Source organism: Georgenia sp. Z2081 (genome assembly GCF_055326445.1).
The window spans coordinates 595,453-611,267 of sequence record NZ_JBUZNK010000001.1; the positions used below are offsets into that span (position 1 = coordinate 595,453).

A 15,815-nucleotide genomic window follows, 5' to 3' on the forward strand; every position below is an offset into this window, starting at 1 on the left:
CGACCATGACCCTGTCCAGCGCGGAGCGCGCCGACGCCGCCGATCGGGCCGGGCGAGAGGACCGTCCGATCCCGACCTCGGTGACCGGACGGTTGATGCTCATCCTCGAGTGCTTCCGGGACAGCCGCCGACGTCTCACGCTGAGCGACATCTGCCGCCGGACGGGACTGCCGACGTCCACGGCACACCGTCTGTTGTCCGAGCTCTGCGAGTGGAACGCGCTCGACCGGGCGGACGGCGGCTATCGAGTGAGCCTGCGGCTGTTCGAGATCGGCGTCGGCGCCTTCGCGCAGGAGAACATCTATCGGATCGCGACGCCGATCATGCAGGACATCTTCAGCGTCACCGACGAGAACGTGCACCTGTGCATGCTCGACGACCTCGACGTCGTGTTCATCGCGAAGCTCATCGGGCGGCGTTCACGAGCCCTGCTGACGCGTCCCGGCAGCCGACTCCCCGCCTACGCCACCGCGAGCGGCCGCGTCATGGTGGCCCACGCGGGCGAGGAGATCATCGAGCGCGTGCTCCGATCGGAGAAGAAGAAGTTCACCGAGCACACGATCATCGACGAGTCGGCGCTCCGGTCGAGCATTCGTGACGCGGCCGAGAGGGGCTTCGCGACCTCCGTCGATGAGCTGCGTATCGGCACGATGGCCATCGCAGCGCCGGTGTTCAGCGCCGACGGCAGCATCCTCGCCGCGCTGTCGGTCGTGGGCAACGTCGCCACGCTCGCGCACCGACGGGTCGCTCCCGCCCTGCGGACGGCCGCCATGTCCCTCACCCGATCGCTGAGCACGCATCAGGCCATGCCGCCGCTCTATCTCTGAGTTCCGGACAGAGACACGAACGTCACGAACGATCAGACAAGGAAGAGGCAACATGTACAGGATCACCGCCAACCTCAGTGCCTGCGAGGCGTACGCCAACTGCGTGGTCGCGGCACCGGAGTACTTCGACATCGACGACGAGGCCGGGGTCGTCAGCGTCCTCGAAGAGCACGTCACGTCGGACCGGCGGGCCTACGTCGAGAACGCAGTTCGTAGTTGCCCGGTCTCCGCACTGACCCTCACCGAGGTGACGGAATGACCGGTGTCGTCATCGTCGGTAGCTCCGTCGGCGGCGTCCGGACCGCCCAGACGCTCCGGTCCGAGGGCTACGACGGCAGAATCACGCTCATCGGGGAGGAGACCGGCCGGCCCTACGACAAGCCGCCGCTCTCGAAGGACTACCTGCACGGCACCTCGGACCGGGACAAGGTGACCCTCCTGACGGAGGAGGAGGCAGCCGATCAGGAGATCGACCTCCTGCTCGGTGTGGCGGCGACCGGCCTCGACGTTGCCGGCACAGCCGTCACGCTCGCATCGGGCGAGGTCGTGCCGTACGACCGGCTCGTCATCGCCACCGGGAGTGCGCCGCGTCCCTCGCCGTGGGGCCAGCGGACCGGCATGCATGTGCTGCGCACGATCGACGACGCCGAGGCCCTGCGTGCGGACACCGCGGCCGGGGGCCCGGTCGTCATCATCGGTGCGGGCTTCATCGGCGCGGAGGTGGCCGCCACGCTTCGCCGGAGGGGCGTCGACGTCACGCTTGTCGATCCGCAGCCGCTGCCGATGCAACGCGGCCTGGACGCGCTCGTCGGCGGGTGGTTCCGCGACCACCACGTGCAGCAGGGGGTGCGCATGGAGCTCGGCGTCGGTGTCACGGCCGTCGACGGGACGGCGGGCGACTTCCGTGTCGAACTCACCGACGGCCGGCGGCTTCCAGCGACGGCCGTCGTCGTGGGGCTCGGCGTGGTGCCGACCACCGCGTGGCTCCAGGAGTCGGGCGTGCCGCTGCAGGACGGCGTACTCACCGACCAGTTCTGCCGGGTCGCAGACGCCGACGGTGTGTTCGCGATCGGCGACGTTGCACGCCGGTTCTCCGTCGCGGACGGTACGCACGTCAGGCTCGAGCATTGGACGAACGCCGTGGACCAGGCGACCTACGTGGCCCGACAGATCGCCGGTGCCCCCTCGACGGAGGGCTACGAACAGGTCCCGTACGTGTGGAGCGATCAGTACGACTGGAAGTTGCAGGTCGTGGGAGTACGGGGAACCCGGACCTGGGTGGTCGGCGACCCAGACGACGGCAGGGCGGCCGTGCTGTACGGAACACAGGACGGCACCTTCACCGGGTCGATCACGCTCAACTGGCCACGGGCGCTGGTGCGCTGCCGACAGGCTGCGGCGCGCGGAGCCCACGCGCCCGAGCTCGCAGAGAAGCTGGGCGAGACCCTCGCCGCGCCCACGCCGGCAGCGGCTCGTCCGCCGGTCGCCGCGGGGGAGGCGGCGCCGCGATGAGGACCGCGTCCGTTCCGGCAGGGGAGGGCTCGGTGCCATCCACGCCACGGTCCACGCCGTCGGGACCGGGTGCGCGGGTGCGTGACCTCTACATCAGGGACTGCGTCGTCGTCGACGCCACCGAGCAGCGGCCGCGGGCGGGACTGTCGATCTCGACGGTCGACGGCAGGATCGAGTCGGTCCACCCCACCGCCGATGACCGGATACTCCCGTCGCAACGACTGATCGACGGCCGGGGCCGCTGGGTGGTGCCCGGGATCTGGGACGTCCACTCCCACCCCGGGACGGCCGGCCCACGGGACCTGGCCGCCGACGCCGAGGCACGTCGGGCCCGCGTGCGGGAGAACCTGGACCACTGCACGGCGTCCGGCGTCGCGGGCGTGCGGATCCTCGGCGAGGCGCTCGGCGCGGACGTGCGGGCACGCACGGAGCTGTCCGGGACCGATCGGCCGGCAGCCGTCGTCAAGGTGGCCGGCCCCGCCCTCAAGCCCACCGGCGGGCATGGATACGTCACCCTGCCGCCGGGGACCGACCCGCGCTCGAGCCTGGTCGACCAGTGGGGCAGCACCGAGGCCGACACACCTCAAGAGCTGCGCGAGCAGGTGCGGGCGCTCGCGACCGAGCATCGCGTCGACTGGATCAAGATCTTCGTGTCCGGCGGGATCGCGGGCGAGCGCGAGAGCCACAGCGACACCCACATGACGCTCGAGCAGGTGCGGGCAGTTTGCGACGAGGCACGCTGCCACGGCGTCCCGGTGGCCGCCCACGCGGGTAACCCGGAGGCGGTGGCGCTCGCCGTCGAAGGAGGCGTGACCTCCATCGAGCACGGCTACGAGATGACGCGGGACAACGCCGAGGCCATGGCCGCGCAGGGCGTCTGGTACGTGCCCACCCTGTCGATCACCCACAACGTCGAGCGGATGCGGACCATGGGGTGGAGCGACGGCACCATCGCCAAGGCGGAGGCCATGCAGCCCGTCCATCGGGCCTCGCTCGATCATGCCCGGCGCGCGGGCGTGCGCCTCGCCTGCGGGTCGGACATGCGGCCGGTCGGTCCCGCGTCGATCGACGAGGTGATCCTGCTCCACGAGCGCGGGATCCCCGCGTGGGAGGCCCTGCGGATCGCGACCGCCGGGTCCGCCGAGCTGTGCGGCGAGCTCGACACGATGGGCACGCTCGAGGTCGGCAAGCGGGCCGACCTGGTGATGGTCGACGACGATCCCCTCGAGGCGCTCGACGCGCTGCGGCGACCGGTGCTGGTCGTCAACGGCGGACATATCGTCCCCGGGGTCGTGCCGTGAGCCGTGCGACGACCGGAACGCGTCGACTGACCGGCGCCCTTGTGGCCGGAACGACAATCAGGCAGGACGTCGACATCGAGGACGGCACCATCGTGCGCGTCAGCGCCGCGGGCGGCACCAACGACCACGAGCGTGGGGGCGACTCGGTCGACCTCACGGGCTACGTCCTCTTCCCGTCGTTCGTCGAGCCGCACACCCATCTCGACAAGGCCCTGCTCGTCGACGAGGCTGTCGAGCCGGGCGACCTTCGCGCCGCGATCGATGTCTTCCGGCGCTCGCACTACGCGCAGATGTCCCCCGAGGGTGTGCGCGACCGGGCCTGGCGCGCGATTCGGATCGCGATCACGAAGGGCTGCACCGCCATCCGGACACACGTCGACTGCGGCGGCCCTGCGGGCACGGTGGCCCTGGAGCCGGTACTCGAGCTCCGCGACCGGCTCCGCGGGGTTATCGACGTCCAGGTCGTGGCGCTCGTACTGCCGCCCCTGACCGGACCCGACCGCGCGCCGCAGCTCGAGCTGCTCGACGAGGTGGCCGAGTCCGGCGTCGACCTCATCGGTGGGTGCCCGGCCTTCGACCCGGATCCCGCCGAGGCGATCGCGCGGTTGCTCGATGCGGCGGAGTCCGCCGGCACGGGCGTGGACCTGCACCTGGACGAGACGACCGACCCCGCCAGCACCGAGCTCCTCGAGCTGACGTCCGCGTTGGGCGACCGACCGTCGCTCGCCCCGGTCACGGCGTCGCACTGCGTCAGCCTGGGCCAGCACCGGACGTCGGACGTCGAGCAGGTTCTCGCACTGGCGAGGCGCGCGAACATCGGCGTCGTCACGCTCCCGCAGACCAACCTTCTGCTCCAGGGCAGGTCCGCGGGTGGCGCCGTTCCGCGCGGGCTTCCCCCGCTCCGTGCCGTCCTGGACGCCCAGGTACCGCTCGCCGCAGGGGGCGACAACTGGCGGGACGCGTTCAACCCGCTCAGTCGGATCGACCCGGTCGAGACGATCAGTCTCCTCGTCTCGGCGGGACACCTGACACCGCGTGAGGCGGTCGATGCCGTCACTTCGGGGGCACGACGTGTGATGGGGCTGCCGCCGGTGGCCGTGGAGGCCGGGTACCCGGCCGATCTGGTCGCCGTTCGCGGGGACTCGATGTGGGAGGCGCTCGCCGATGCGAGCGACGAGCGGATCGTCCTCAAGGCCGGACGCGTCCTCTGCGATACCCGGGTGACCCAGCACCTCGAAATCCCTGAGCTGTGAGCGATCACGCGCGAGGTCGCGCACGGTTGCTGGCGACCTTCTCGTTCGGCGATGGCAGCCGCCGAACAAGGAGTTGTCGATGACTTCCAGACGCTCGAAGAGAGGAATCCGTGAGTACTGAACACTCGTCCGGCGCACTACCGCTGGCCCGTTACGCGCCCTACCGAAGAGCAGGGGACCTGGTCATTCTGTCGGGGATCATCGCCGTCGATCCGACGGCTGGAAAGGTCGTCACCGGGTACGGCGACCTGCGCGAAGAGGTGCGGCAAGCTGCGGGCGAGACCGGTGAGATGTCGGTCGACTCGAAGGACGGGCCTATCCAGGCACAGTCCTGGTACGTCATGGAGCTCATCGAGCGCACGCTGAGGACGGCGGGAGGAACGCTCGAGGACGTGGTTCACCTCGTGCAGTACTTCACGGACCTGAATGAGTATCCCGGTTACAACCGGATTCGCTCCCGGTTCTTCAGCTCCCCGCCCGCGAGCACGGTTGTTCAGGTCTCGGAACTCCTGCCCAACAACCTGACCCGGATCGAGGTGCAGGCCACTGCGTACATTCCTGAATCGTCCAGCCAGATCGACGCCTGACTACCCAGAAGGAGGGACCGCCGTGGCAGTAAAGAACCGTGGTCGATTCGAAATGATGGCGGGGATTCTCGCCGTCGGAGTAACGCTCGTCGCGTGTTCGTCCGACAGCGACGCCGGCTCGGGGACGCTCGATGACGAGTCCGTCGACGAGGGGGCCGTACCGGTGAGCGTCGGGGTCATCCCGAACATCGGCGTCGCTCCGATCTACCTCGCCGTCCAGGAAGGATTCTTCGAGGACCACGGCCTGGATGTCACACTCGAGCAGTCGCAGGGTGGGGCCGCCGTCGTCCCGGCAGTAACCTCGGGCGAGTATCAGTTCGGCTACTCCAATCCGATGTCCCTGCTGAGGGCCCAGGCCGGGAACATCGACATCGAAGTCGTCGCTCCCGGCGAGGCCTCGTCCGGTGACGTGGCGGCGGACTCCGGCTACCTCTACGTCGGGACCGACAGCGACATCGACGAGATCTCCCAGCTGACGGGGCACTCGGTGGCCGTCAACACGCTCGGATCACTCCTGGATCCACTGATCCGGGAGGCGATCACGGAGGCGGGGGGCGACGGAAGCCAGGTCGAGCTCGTGGAGATGCCGTTCCCGGAGATGGGAGCGGCGCTTGCCGGTGGCTCGGTCGACGCGATCTACCAGGGTGAGCCGTTCGGCACGATCGTCCAGCAGGACGAGATCGGCGACCAGCTCTACGCGTTGTACGCGAACGCGCACCCGGGGCTGCAACTCGCCGCATACTTCACGTCGGTGGAGTATGCCGCCGACCACCCTGACGTGGTGGAGCGCTTCCGCGCGGCCATGGCAGACGCGGTTGAGCATGCCCAGCAGAACCCGGAGGACGTGCGTGAGGTTCTCAGCGTCTACACCGAGATCTCGGACGAGGTGCGGGGCGAGATGATCATGCCGGACTACCCGGCCTCGGTCGATCGAGGATCGTTCGAGTACATCGCAGAGGTGGGCGTCAACTGGGGGTACTTCACCGACGAGGAGGTTGATGTCGACGTGCTGCTCGGCGAGTCCGACTGAGCGTGCGCCGCGCGATGTCGAGTCGCCCGTCGCCCGTCGCCCGTCGCCCGTCGCCCGTCGCCCGTCGCCCGTCGCCCGTCGCCCGTCGCCCGTCGCCATATTCGCCCTCGGACCCAGTCAGGACGCCTCGGCGGCTCCACGGCCCTCGGGCGTCGGCAGCACCTTCCTGGCGAGCGTCATGGAGGCGGGCCAGGCGACCATCGTGAGGAGGAAGGCGATGGGCCAGGCGACGAGGAACTGCTTCGGCCATGCGGTCAGCCGGTCCATGGAGGGGCCGGCCATGATGAGGCCCATCGGGCCGGACATCGTGGCGGCCATGATGCAGGTCATGACGACGTGGGACACAAGGGCGAACTTCTTGCTCATGCGCGGTTCCTGTCCTGGGCGCGGCGCGGCGATGAAGCAGGCGCCGTCGTCCATGTCGTCGGGGAGGGGCGCCACGGGTTCGCGCGATGCGCGACTTCATCTCAGGAGTACCGAGAGCCGAAGTACCCACACCGGACAGGATCTTTCTGGCGGGCCAAGAATGGCAGGCGAGCGTGAGTGGATCCGAGCGCGGGCCGGTCGCCGAGGGGGGCGTCGATGTCGCGGGGTGCGCCTGGGCCGGTGGGCTTCACGTGGCCCCACGGCGCCATCGTGCCTCAGCCGACGGTCGTGCCACGGTGCCGCGCCACCATCAGCACGATCGGCAGGGCAGTCACCACAGCGAGCAGCGCTGCGCCACCCGCCCACAACGGCCCATGGAACGGGAACCACGGCAGCGCTGCGTCCAGCGAGTAGGCACCCGGGCCCGTGACCGCGAGCACGAGGGCGATCAGCGCATATGTCAGCGGGACCTCGAACCCGCCGAGGTGCGCCCACACTCCTTTCGGCCACAGCGTCGAGATCGCGACGATCATCGTGCCGATCGCGATCGCGCTGCCGAGCGGGGTGAGCGCGCCCAGCGCGATGAGCGTCGCCGCGGCGAGCTCCGAGAGGCCCGCGATCGTCACCATGAGGGCACCGGGTCGCACGCCGTCGGCCTCGAACAGCAGGGCGGTGCCCCGGATGCCCCGGCCGCGGAACCAGCCGAAGAGCTTCTGGCACGCGTGGCCGGCGAGCAGCGTGGCAAGCACGACGCGAAGGAGCAGCAGTCCCAGGTCGGTCTCCATCGACTCACCCTTCTGTCCGTGTAGCGTACGGATGTCCGAAAGGTAGGCCCGGGCGGTCGGGACAGTCAACGGCCGCCCATCGGCGTCGGCGCCTACGCTGAGCGGCCGAGGCAGGCCGACCGGCGGGATGAAGGAGAGTGCGATGCGCGAGAAGACGAACCCCGACTTCGTCGAGGCGGTCGCGCGCGGGTTCGACGTGGTGCGCTCCTTCGACGGCGCGCCGTCGCAGTCCCTGAGCGAGGTCGCGCAGCGCGCCGGGCTCGCCCGCCCGACCGCCCGCCGCCTCCTCATCACGCTGCAGGAGCTCGGCTACGTGGCCGCCAAGGACGGCCGCTTCGAGCTCACCCCGCGGGTGCTCGAGCTCGGCGTGGCGTACTTCAGCGGCGGCGACCTCTGGGAGGCCGCCATGCCCCGCCTGCGCCAGCTCGTCGAGCGCACGAACGAGTCCTCCTCGATCGCGCAGCTGGACGGATCGGACGTCGTCTACGTCGCCCGCGTCTCCGTACCCAAGCTCGTCACGCTCTCGGCGAGCGTAGGCACCCGGTTCCCCGCCGCCCAGACCTCGCTCGGCAAGGTGCTCCTCGCCAGCCTCACGTCCGACGAGCTCGGCGCGCTCCTCGAGCAGCCCTCCCGCTCCGGCGTCGTCCCCAGCTGGCAGCCCAGCCGCAGCGAGCTCGACGACGTCCTTGCCGAGGTCCGCCGGCAGGGGTGGGCCATCTCCGACCAGCAGCTCGCGCCGGCCATCCGCTCGGTGGCCGCGCCCGTGCGCCGGTCCGACGGCACGGTGCTGGCCGCCATGAACGTCAACGCCCACGCCGCCGAGACCAGCCTCGAGACGCTGCGGGAGCAGCACCTGCCGCACCTGCTCCAGGCCGCCGCCGACCTCGGCGTCGACGTCGCCCTGCGCGCACGCGTGCCCGCTGCCACCGCCTGAACCCGCCCGCGGCCACCGCCCGAACCCGCCGCCCCGCCGACCGGGCACCCGCGGGCGGCCCCCCTCCGTCACGGCAGCCGGGAGTCGCGGCTCGCGGTTCGTCGTCGTGCATTGACTCCACCCCGACCCGTGGCTAACCTCGCCATCAGACGAGATGTCCGCCTGGTGGTGGACTGTACGGCTAGCGGACACTGGTGGTCCGGGCCGAGGCGCGAGGAGGATCCCGATGACGCAGGGACTGGGTGAGCAGACGGGCGGTGCGCGGCCGGAGCGAGGCGCCGCCGCGGGTGACGCCGCACGAGGACCGCTGAGCGGCCTGCTGGTGGCGGACTTCTCGCGCGTGCTCGCCGGGCCGTTCGCCACGCAGATCCTCGGCGACCTCGGCGCGGAGATCGTCAAGGTCGAGGCCCCGGTGGGGGACGAGACCCGCGACTGGCGTCCCCCCGAGCGCGACGGGATCTCGACCTACTACCTCGGCATCAACCGCAACAAGCGGGACATCGTGCTCGACTTCCGCGCCGAGGAGGACCGCGCGCTCGCCCAGGAGCTCGCCCGCCGGGCCGACGTGGTGATCGAGAACTTCAAGCCCGGTGGCCTGGCGAAGTTCGGGCTCGACTACGACGCAGTGGCCGAGTCCAACCCCGGCGTCGTGTACTCCTCGATCACCGGCTTCGGCGCGGCCGGCGGGGCGAGCCTGCCGGGCTACGACCTCATCGTGCAGGCGATGTCCGGCCTCATGAGCCTCACCGGCGACCCGGAGGGGCCCGCCTACCGCTCCGGGGTGTCGGTGTTCGACATCATGAGCGGCCTGCAGTCGGTCATCGGCATCCTCGCCGCCCTGCGGCACCGGGACGCCACGGGCGAGGGGCAGCACGTCGAGGTCAACCTGCTCTCGACCGCGCTGGCCGGGATGGCCAACCACTCCTCGACCTACGTGGCCGGGGACGCCGTGCCGTTCCGCATGGGTAACGCCCACCCGAGCCTGTTCCCCTACGAGCCGCTCCCGACGGCCGACGGCGACCTCATCGTCGTGGCCGCCAACGACCGGCAGTTCGCCACCCTCGCCCGCGTGCTCGGGATCGAAGACGTGCTCGACGACGAGCGCTTCACGACCACCGACGCCCGCAACCGGAACCGCGACGCGCTGCGACCGCTCCTGGTCGAGGCCCTCGGCGCCGCCACCGCCGAGCAGTGGTTCGAGCGCCTCAGCGAGGCCGGCATCGCCTGCGGCCCCATCCAGACGATCGACGGGGGAGTGGCGCTCGCCGAGCGGCTGGGCCTCAACCCGGTCGTGACGGTCGGCGAGGGCGAGAGGGCCGTGCCGATGATCCGCAACGCCATCACCTTCTCGCGCACGCAGCCGCAGTACCGGCTGCCCCCGCCCACCCTCGGCGAGCACAGCGACGAGCTGCGCGACTGGTTGCGCGCACCGGCGAGCGAGGAGGCCACCGCATGAGCGAAGACCGAACCTACCCGACGGCGATCGGCACCTCCACCGAGGAGACCATCGAGCTCCTCGGCCACGACCTCGCGGGCGAGCTGCTCGGCCAGATCAGCTTCGGCGAGCTCGCCTACTGGCTGGCGACCAAGCGCCGCCCGAGCGCGGGCCAGCTCCGCGTGTTCGAGGCGGTCCTCGTCTCTCTCGCCGACCACGGGTACACGCCGACGGCGATCGCCGCGCGCATGACCTACTACTCGGCGCCGGACTCGATCCAGGGGGCGATCGCGGCCGGTCTGCTCGGCGGCGGGTCGCGGTTCCTCGGGGTCACCGAGGGCACGGGCCGGTTCCTCGCCGAGCACCTCGCCGGGCTCGGGGACACGAGCGGCTACGACGAGGCGGCGTGGGACGACGTGGCACGCCGCGTGGTGACCGAGGAGAAGTCCGCCGGCCGGAAGGTCCCCGGCCTGGGGCACCCCGTGCACAAGCAGGGTGACCCGCGCACGCCGGTGATGTTCACGATCGCGCGGGAGGCGGAGGTGTTCGGGCCGCACCTGGCGCTGTTCGAGGCGATCGGCCGCGTCCACGCCGAGGTGCTCGGGCGCACCCTGCCGCTCAACGGCGCCGGGGTGGCGGGTGCTGCTCTTGCTGATGCGGGTCTGCCGTTGCGTCTGCTGCGCGGGTTCGCGCTGCTGGCCCGCACCGCCGGTCTCATCGGTCACCTCGCCGAGGAGCAGGAGAGCCCGGTGGGACCGGACATCTACATGGAGGTCGACCGCCACGCGCGGTACGTGCCTCCTTCCGTCTGACGCCGGCCCGACCCGGTTGTTTACTGCCGAACCATCTCGAAGGAGAGTTGCATGGCCACGCTGTCCGCGGTGCTCGCGACGACGCACCACCCGTTCTTCTACAAGGCGACCGAGCTGACGCCGCCGGAGGAGCAGATGCCTCAGGCGCCGGAGTGGAAGGCCAAGGTCGCGGCCTATCGGGAGACGCTCACGGCCGCTGAGCCGGAGCTGTTGGTGATGGTGGGGTCGGACCACTTCCACCAGTTCTTCTACGACAACTACCCGACGTTCCTCATCGGGAAGCAGCCCCGGTACGACGCGACGTTCTACAACGAGATCCGCGAGTTCGGCATGCCGACCTACGAGCTCGAGGGGCACGAGGAGCTGTCCGGCTTCATGCTGCGCGGCCTGCTGGAGCGGGGCTTCGACTTCTCGGTGTCCAACGAGCTGAAGATCGATCACTCGATCATCTGCCCGATCATCACCACCCGGCCCGACGGCGACCTGCCGATCGTGCCGATCTACACCAACATCTTCGCGCCGCCGCTGCCGAGCCCGAAGCGGTTCTACGAGCTGGGCCGGGCGATCCGGGAGATCATCGAGGAGTTCCCCAGCGACAAGCGCGTCGCGGCCATCGGGTCGGGGCATCTGTCGCTCGAGCTGGGCGGTCCGCGGATGTTCGAGGACCACGGCCCGGACCCGGAGTGGGACGTGCAGGCCATCGAGTGGCTGGCGGACGGGGACATCGAGGCGATCCTGGACAACGTCACCTGGGAGTCGATGTCGAAGTCCGGCAACGCGACGCCGGGGTTTCTGGACCTGGTGCTGATGCTGGGGATCGCCGGGCCGGAGAAGGCGGCCTACGTCGACGATCTCGACCTGTACCACACGCGCGAGATGTACATGACGTGGTACCCCGACGGCGACCCGAGGCAGCAGCGCGAGGCGAGCTCCGCCGTCGTGGGCGAGGAGGCGAGGGCATGAGCCGGTACGCGGTGAACAAGTTCCTCTTCCAGGTCGATCGTGACCCGGACCTGCTGGCGGCCTACAAGGCCGACCCGGCGGCAATGGTCGCGCGCTGGGAGAGGGAGTACATGCCCTTCCTGGGCTCGCAGGGGCAGCGCGTGGAGCGCACGTCGTGGCTGGGCCTGACCGACGCCGAGCGCACGGCCCTGGTCGAGCACGACTACGTGGCGCTGTTCGAGATGGGCGCGCACTACTTCCTCACGCTGACGATCTTCATCGGTATCTACGAGGAGGACCACATGGCGCGCAGCGGGCCGCTGGCGTTCCAGAAGGAGTACCGCGACAAGCTCAAGCACTGGATCGGCAAGGACTACCCCAGCGTCGAGGTCTGACCTTTTCCCCCGGATCGGCACCGACTGTCCAGACATTCTCGAAGAGGAGCATGCAATGACCACCCCCGTACCCGAAGCAGGCCGACCCATCGTCTTCCGCGGCGGCATCGTCGTCACCATGGACGACGCGCGGACCGTGCACAACAACGCCGACGTCCTCGTCGTCGACGGCAAGATCGCCGACATCGGCCCCTCGCTCGCCGTGCCCGACGGCACGTTCGAGATCGACGCCGCCGGCGGCATCGTCATGCCCGGCATGATCGACTCCCACCGGCACATGTGGCAGACCGCCATGCGCGCCTACGGCTCGGACTGGACGCTCACGCAGTACTTCGTCTGGTACTACCTCGAGCACGGCACCGCGTTCCGCCCCCAGGACTACTGGGCCGGCAACGCGCTCAGCACCATCGACGCCATCGAGTCCGGCATCACCACCACCGTGGACTGGTCGCACGGGCTGCAGTCCGTCGAGCACGCCGAGGCCGCCATCGACGCACTCGTGACCTCGCCGGGCCGGTACGTCATGGGCTTCGGCAACATCTTCGGCGGCCCGTGGGAGTGGACGGCCGACCCGGCCTACCGCCGCGTGTTCGAGAGCGCTCTTGCTGATTCGAGGCTGGCGGGCGTGCAGCTGGCGTTCGACGTCACCGGCGACCCGGCGTTCCCCGAGAAGAAGGCCTTCGAGGTGGCCCGCGAGCTCGACGTGCGCGTGACGACCCACGCGGGCGTGTGGGGCGCGACCAACGACGACGGCGTGCGGCTCATGCACGAGCACGGCTTCATGGAGCCCGGCACCGTCTACGTCCACGCGGCCACCCTCAGCGAGGACTCCTACCAGCGGATCGCCGCCACCGGCGGGGTGGTGTCCCTGTCGACCGAGAGCGAGCAGAGCTGCGGCCAGGGCTACCCGCCCTCCCACGCGCTGCGCGCGCACGACATCCCGGTGTCCCTGTCCGTCGACACGAGCGCCTGGTTCAGCGCCGACCTGTTCTCGGCGATGCGGACGACGCTCGGCGCCGACCGCTCGTGGGAGCACCTGACCGCCCACGAGCACGGCGACACCGTGACGCACTCGCACCTGCGCAGCCAGCACGTGGTCGAGTGGGCCACGCGCGGTGGGGCGAAGGCCGTGGGGCGCGAGGACGAGCTCGGGTCGCTCGAGGTGGGCAAGCTCGCCGACGTCGTGCTGCTGAAGAACGACCACTCGCCGACGATGTTCCCTGTTCTCAACCCGTACGGGCACATCGCCATGCAGGCGAGCCGCGGGGACGTGCACACGGTGCTCGTCGGTGGGGACGTGAAGAAGTTCGAGGGCCGGCTCGTGGGCGTGGACCTGCCGGCGATGCGCTCCAGGCTCGAGGACACGGTCGAGCACCTGCGCTCGACCCTCGGCGACGACGTGTGGCAGGCCGGGATGAACCCCGACATCCCCGAGACCAAGGTCCTCGACAACCCGTACATGTACACCGAGTACCGGGACAGCTCGACGCGCACCGCGTACGAGACGCAGGCGGCGTCGCGCGGGACCGCTGGTGAGAAGGGCTGAGCGCGTGAGCGTGGCGTCGAACGTGTCCGGAGGAGCGGCGGACGCGCCGGTCATCGTCGTCGGCGGGGGACCCGTCGGTCTCATCTCGTCGATCATGCTGTCCCGTCTCGGCGTGCCGAACGTGGTGCTCGAGCGGCACCCCTCGACCTCGATCCACCCGAAGTCGGTGGGGCTGAACCAGCGCACCGCGGAGATCTTCCGGGCGGTCGGGATCGCGGACGAGGTCATCGCCCAGGCCGCCCCGCCGGAGACGGTCGGGCGCACGTCCTGGTACACCTCGTTCGCCGGCCCTACCGAGCTGCACGGCAGGCAGATCGCGATGCGCGACGCCTGGGGCGGCGGGGCGTACGCCGAGGAGTACGCGGCGATGAGCCCGGCGAGCTACATCGTCATCCCGCAGATCAGGCTCGAGCCGATCCTGCTGCGGGCCGCACGGCAGTATCCGCAGGCCGACATCCGGTTCGGGCACGAGGTGCTCGATGTCAGCGCCGACGGCACGGTCACGGTGCGGAGCGAGGCGGGCGAGACCCAGATGCGGGGCCGGTACGTCCTCGCCGCCGACGGCGGACGGATGGCGGCCGAGCGCCTCGGCATCGGCATGGAGGGGCCGACCGACCTGCTCGACATGGTCAGTGCCCACTTCTCGGCCGACCTCTCCGAGATCGCGCTCGACCCGGGAAGCCTCATCAGCTGGTTCATCAACCCCGACTTCGGCGGGTCGATCGGCAGCGGGTACCTGTACCACATCGGCCCGTGGGACGAGCGGGGTCGGTCGAAGGAGTGGGTGTTCGCCTCCGCGTTCGCGGCGGACGACCCGGAGCGGTTCGACGAGGAGGCGATGGCCTCCCGCATCGGCCGGTCGCTCGGCGTGGAGTCGCTCCAGGCCGAGGTGCACTCGATCTCGCACTGGTACATCCAGGCGCGGGTCGCGCAGCGGTTCCGCGAGGGGGCCGTCTTCCTCGTCGGGGACGCGGCGCACCGCATCCCGCCGTGGGGCGCTCTCGGGCTCAACACCGGGATCCAGGACGCCCACAACCTCACGTGGAAGATCGCGGCCGCGCTGGCCGACCCCGCGCTCGAGCCGCTGCTGGAGAGCTACCACCAGGAGCGGCACCCGATCGCGACCGCGGTGGCGGAGCGCTCGCTCGGGAACTTCCAGGCGCACGGCGGCATCGTCGACCAGGCCCTCGGCCTCGACCCTGCGGCCGGGCCCTCTGCCGGCTGGGCGAGCATGGCGCAGCTCTGGCAGGAGTCGGACGACGGCGATGCGCGCCGCGCGAGCCTGGCGGAGGCGATGACGACGCTCGACGAGGAGTTCCACGCCCACGGCGCGGAGTGCGGCTTCGCCTACGGCGAGGGCGCGCTCGTGCCCGAGCAGGACGACACCTCGGTCACGCTCGGGTCGCTCATCTATGCGCCGACCACGGCGCCTGGACATCACCTGCCGCACGCGTGGGTGCACGGGCCGGACGGGGCGCGGTCGACGATCGAGCTCGGCGCGCCCGGTCGGTGGCTGCTGCTGGTGGACGAGGGTGCGGACGCGTGGCGTGCCGCGCTCGAGGAGTCCGGCTCTGTGCTTCGCGCGGTGGTCGACGTCGTCGACGTGGGCGCGGGGCGGACGTTCGACGACCGCGAGGGGGCGTGGGCCGCGGTCCGGGAGGTCTCGCCGACCGGCGCGATCCTCGTGCGGCCCGACGGCGTCGTCGCGTGGCGGGCGGAGGATGCGGCGGGTGCTGCGCAGGTTGGCGCGGTGCTCGACGAGCTCGTGGGGGAGAAGGCGTCGGCGCGCGAGGCCGTGCAGCCCGCGGGCTGAGTGTCGATCCCACACCCTTACGCCGAGCCCACAGGTTGAGTGCCGAGCCGGCCCACGTCGCATGTGGGGTCGGCACTCGATGTGTGGGTTCGGCGTCGGAGGGGTGTGTCGGGGGTGCCGTGACGGTGTCGGCCGGCCCTTGATGCCGGCGGTCCGGTAGCCGGCTTGCCGGCGGCGGGGGGGGGGGGGGGGGGGGGGGGGGGGGGGGGGGGGGGGGGGGGGGGGGGGGGGGGAGGGGGAAGATAGGGTAGGGAAAGGGGGGGAGGGGGGATAGGCG

At 70.7% G+C, this 15,815-nt stretch carries 16 protein-coding genes; 14 read left to right on the top strand and 2 right to left on the bottom strand.

Annotated features, from left to right (window positions below; translation table 11 throughout):
- The first annotated feature begins 5 nt into the window (after positions 1-5).
- The 7 genes from ACZLKG_RS02800 to ACZLKG_RS02830 all read left to right on the top strand — a co-directional run bounded on the left by ACZLKG_RS02800 (position 6) and on the right by ACZLKG_RS02830 (position 6,510).
- Positions 6-827: an IclR family transcriptional regulator gene (locus tag ACZLKG_RS02800; RefSeq protein ID WP_463647869.1), complete on the top strand. Its 822-nt coding sequence runs from the start codon at positions 6-8 to the stop codon at positions 825-827.
- Positions 828-879: 52 nt separating this feature from the next.
- Positions 880-1,086, top strand: a complete 207-nt coding sequence (locus tag ACZLKG_RS02805) for a ferredoxin (RefSeq protein WP_463647870.1) — start codon at positions 880-882, stop codon at positions 1,084-1,086.
- Positions 1,083-2,339 (top strand): NAD(P)/FAD-dependent oxidoreductase, encoded by a 1,257-nt coding sequence (locus ACZLKG_RS02810; protein ID WP_463647871.1) that lies wholly within the window; start codon positions 1,083-1,085, stop codon positions 2,337-2,339. The genes ACZLKG_RS02805 and ACZLKG_RS02810 overlap by 4 nt, the downstream gene beginning before the upstream one ends.
- 77 nt (positions 2,340-2,416) lie before the next feature.
- Positions 2,417-3,640 (top strand): amidohydrolase family protein, encoded by a 1,224-nt coding sequence (locus tag ACZLKG_RS02815; protein WP_463647872.1) that lies wholly within the window; start codon positions 2,417-2,419, stop codon positions 3,638-3,640.
- A complete protein-coding gene (locus ACZLKG_RS02820) occupies positions 3,637-4,893 on the top strand; it encodes an amidohydrolase family protein (protein ID WP_463647873.1) in 1,257 nt (418 codons plus the stop codon). The genes ACZLKG_RS02815 and ACZLKG_RS02820 overlap by 4 nt, the downstream gene beginning before the upstream one ends.
- 110 nt (positions 4,894-5,003) lie before the next feature.
- Positions 5,004-5,480 (top strand): RidA family protein, encoded by a 477-nt coding sequence (locus ACZLKG_RS02825; RefSeq protein WP_463647874.1) that lies wholly within the window; start codon positions 5,004-5,006, stop codon positions 5,478-5,480.
- Positions 5,481-5,502: 22 nt separating this feature from the next.
- Positions 5,503-6,510, top strand: a complete 1,008-nt coding sequence (locus tag ACZLKG_RS02830; protein ID WP_463647875.1) for an ABC transporter substrate-binding protein — start codon at positions 5,503-5,505, stop codon at positions 6,508-6,510.
- Between the two features lie 117 nt (positions 6,511-6,627).
- On the opposite strand, the gene ACZLKG_RS02835 is transcribed toward ACZLKG_RS02830, so the two are convergent.
- Positions 6,628-6,876, bottom strand: a complete 249-nt coding sequence (locus ACZLKG_RS02835) for a DUF2798 domain-containing protein (protein WP_463647876.1) — start codon at positions 6,874-6,876, stop codon at positions 6,628-6,630.
- Between the two features lie 275 nt (positions 6,877-7,151).
- Positions 7,152-7,661, bottom strand: a complete 510-nt coding sequence (locus ACZLKG_RS02840) for a DoxX family protein (protein WP_463647877.1) — start codon at positions 7,659-7,661, stop codon at positions 7,152-7,154.
- A 142-nt stretch (positions 7,662-7,803) separates the two neighbouring features.
- Between ACZLKG_RS02840 and ACZLKG_RS02845 the strand changes: the two genes are divergently transcribed.
- From ACZLKG_RS02845 to ACZLKG_RS02875, 7 genes are all read left to right on the top strand, one after another.
- On the top strand, positions 7,804-8,595 hold the full coding sequence (locus ACZLKG_RS02845; protein WP_463647878.1) for an IclR family transcriptional regulator domain-containing protein: 792 nt from the start codon (positions 7,804-7,806) through the stop codon (positions 8,593-8,595).
- A gap of 226 nt (positions 8,596-8,821) precedes the next feature.
- Entirely contained in the window at positions 8,822-10,051 is a 1,230-nt protein-coding gene (locus ACZLKG_RS02850; RefSeq protein WP_463647879.1) for a CaiB/BaiF CoA transferase family protein, read from the top strand.
- Positions 10,048-10,842, top strand: coding sequence for a citryl-CoA lyase (locus ACZLKG_RS02855; protein WP_463647880.1), 795 nt, complete (start codon positions 10,048-10,050; stop codon positions 10,840-10,842). The genes ACZLKG_RS02850 and ACZLKG_RS02855 overlap by 4 nt, the downstream gene beginning before the upstream one ends.
- Positions 10,843-10,893: 51 nt before the next feature.
- Positions 10,894-11,805, top strand: a complete 912-nt coding sequence (locus ACZLKG_RS02860) for a DODA-type extradiol aromatic ring-opening family dioxygenase (RefSeq protein WP_463647881.1) — start codon at positions 10,894-10,896, stop codon at positions 11,803-11,805.
- On the top strand, positions 11,802-12,179 hold the full coding sequence (locus tag ACZLKG_RS02865) for a hypothetical protein (RefSeq protein ID WP_463647882.1): 378 nt from the start codon (positions 11,802-11,804) through the stop codon (positions 12,177-12,179). The genes ACZLKG_RS02860 and ACZLKG_RS02865 overlap by 4 nt, the downstream gene beginning before the upstream one ends.
- Positions 12,180-12,234: 55 nt before the next feature.
- Positions 12,235-13,725 (top strand): amidohydrolase family protein, encoded by a 1,491-nt coding sequence (locus ACZLKG_RS02870; protein ID WP_463647883.1) that lies wholly within the window; start codon positions 12,235-12,237, stop codon positions 13,723-13,725.
- A gap of 4 nt (positions 13,726-13,729) precedes the next feature.
- A complete protein-coding gene (locus tag ACZLKG_RS02875; RefSeq protein ID WP_463647884.1) occupies positions 13,730-15,538 on the top strand; it encodes an FAD-dependent monooxygenase in 1,809 nt (602 codons plus the stop codon).
- Positions 15,539-15,815: the final 277 nt, after the last annotated feature.